This is a genomic window from Bradyrhizobium guangdongense, from assembly GCF_006483445.1.
GTDB classification, from domain to species: Bacteria; Pseudomonadota; Alphaproteobacteria; order Rhizobiales; family Xanthobacteraceae; genus Bradyrhizobium; species Bradyrhizobium guangdongense_A.
Genome location: NZ_PPPT01000337.1, coordinates 1 through 1727 on the forward strand (window position 1 = coordinate 1; position 1727 = coordinate 1727).

At 66.4% G+C, this 1727-nt stretch carries 2 protein-coding genes; both read right to left on the reverse strand.

Annotation, left to right across the window (positions count from 1 at the left end):
- Positions 1-86: 86 nt before the first annotated feature.
- On the reverse strand, positions 87-737 hold the full coding sequence (locus tag C2U70_RS32620) for an invasion associated locus B family protein (RefSeq protein ID WP_140982886.1): 651 nt from the start codon (positions 735-737) through the stop codon (positions 87-89).
- Between the two features lie 115 nt (positions 738-852).
- On the reverse strand, positions 853-1689 hold the full coding sequence (locus tag C2U70_RS32625) for an SDR family oxidoreductase (RefSeq protein WP_140982889.1): 837 nt from the start codon (positions 1687-1689) through the stop codon (positions 853-855).
- Between the last annotated feature and the right edge of the window lie 38 nt (positions 1690-1727).

A 1727-nucleotide genomic window follows, 5' to 3' on the forward strand; every position in this document is an offset into this window, starting at 1 on the left:
AAGCCCGGCCATGACGACCGAAATTGTGGAACCGCCCCTATATAGCAACCGGAACCGCCGATTGCGACCGCGGCAAATACCTAGCGTTACCGCTTACAGTCCTGCGCGATACGGTCCAGCGCCTGGGCGAGGCCTTTCAGCGAGAACGTGTCGGTCGTCTCCGTGCCCTTGGCCGAGACGCCCTTGACCACCAGGTCGGCGGATTTGCGCATGGCTTCCACCATCCGCTCCTCCTCGGCCGCATTCTTGATCCAGAGACCGTCACCCTGGGTGTACATCGCGTAGGAGCCGCCGCCGACTTCGAGCGTCGATTCCGAGCCCGGCTTCAGCGCATAGCCGATCATGATCGAGACTTCGTTGGCGACCTTCTCGGTCGGCCTGGTCGAGACGAAGGCATAGGCCGGATCGCGCGGGCGATTGGGCGGATTGGTCTTGGACGAGGATGGCTTGGCCAGCGCGAAGCAGACCTTCTTGCCGTTCGGCGTGGCAGCGTAGGCGCCCCAGGTTCCGAACTGGCCGATCAGGGTCGGCTCAGCTCCACCCGTCATCGCCGCGGGCGGCGCGACAGGCTTGCTCTCTGGCTTTGCCGCCGTCTTCGGTGCAGGAGCCGGGGCCGGGGCCGCAGGTGTCGCCTTTGGCGCCGCTTTCGGCGCGGGTTGCGCCGTCTGCGCCTGCGCGAGATCAACGAACCCGCACACCGCCAACCCGGTCATCAAAGCTACTAGCACCCGCCACATGCTGGAGTGGTTCCCTCAATATTGTGACTGGAAGATGGCCCGGCCGCGCTTTGTCCCCGCGGCAGGGATAGCCGGGAAAGCGCTGTTTGGGAAGGCAGTTAGCTACCCCTCGTAGCTAGCCCTTGGCGCGCGATGCGCGCTGCTCGGCCCATTGCGCGTCGGTCCATCGCAACAGGTCTTCGGCGCCCGAACTGCGCAGATGCGCACCACCGTCGATGACGACCATCTCGCCATTGATGTAGCCCGCGCGATCCGAAACCAGGAAGCTCGCGAGGTCGGCGAGCTCGCCATGCTCGCCTGTGCGGCCCAGCGGATTGCGCGAGGTCCAGCCCTCGTCGCGGCCCTCGGGACGCAATTGCCCGGTGGCGCCCGCGGTCGGGAACGGGCCCGGCGCAATCGCGACGGTGCGGACGCCCTTCGGCCCCCATTCCACCGCGAGGCTTTTGGTCATCGCCAGCACCGCGGACTTCGCCATCGCCGACGGCACGGTGAAGGCGCGGCCGGTGATGGTCGAGGTCGAGAGGATCGAGAGCACGACACCCTTTCGCCTGCCGTCGATCCAGCGCTTGCCGGCCGCGAGCGTGCAATACATCGCACCATGCAGCGTCGGCGCGAGGATGGCATCCGCCGCGCGGAACGAGAGATGCTCGCTCTGTGCGATGAAGGTCGCGGCCGCGTTGTTGACGAGAATGTCGAGTGGCGCGGCGCGCCAGATCTGATCCATCATGGCTTCGACCGCCGCGCCGTCACGAATATCACAGGCGACGGTCGTCACCTTGCCGCCGGTCTTGCGCATGTCTGACGCGGTCGCCTCGAGCCGGTCGAGCTTGCGGCCGCAGATGACGAGCTCGGCGCCGAGTTCGAGGAATCGCCGCGCCATCGCAGCGCCCAGCCCCGAGCCGCCGCCGGTGACGAGGATGCGCTTGTCCCTGAGCAGCCCTGTTTCAAACATCGTTTGAATCCTCCCATCAGTCATTGCGAGCGCAGCGA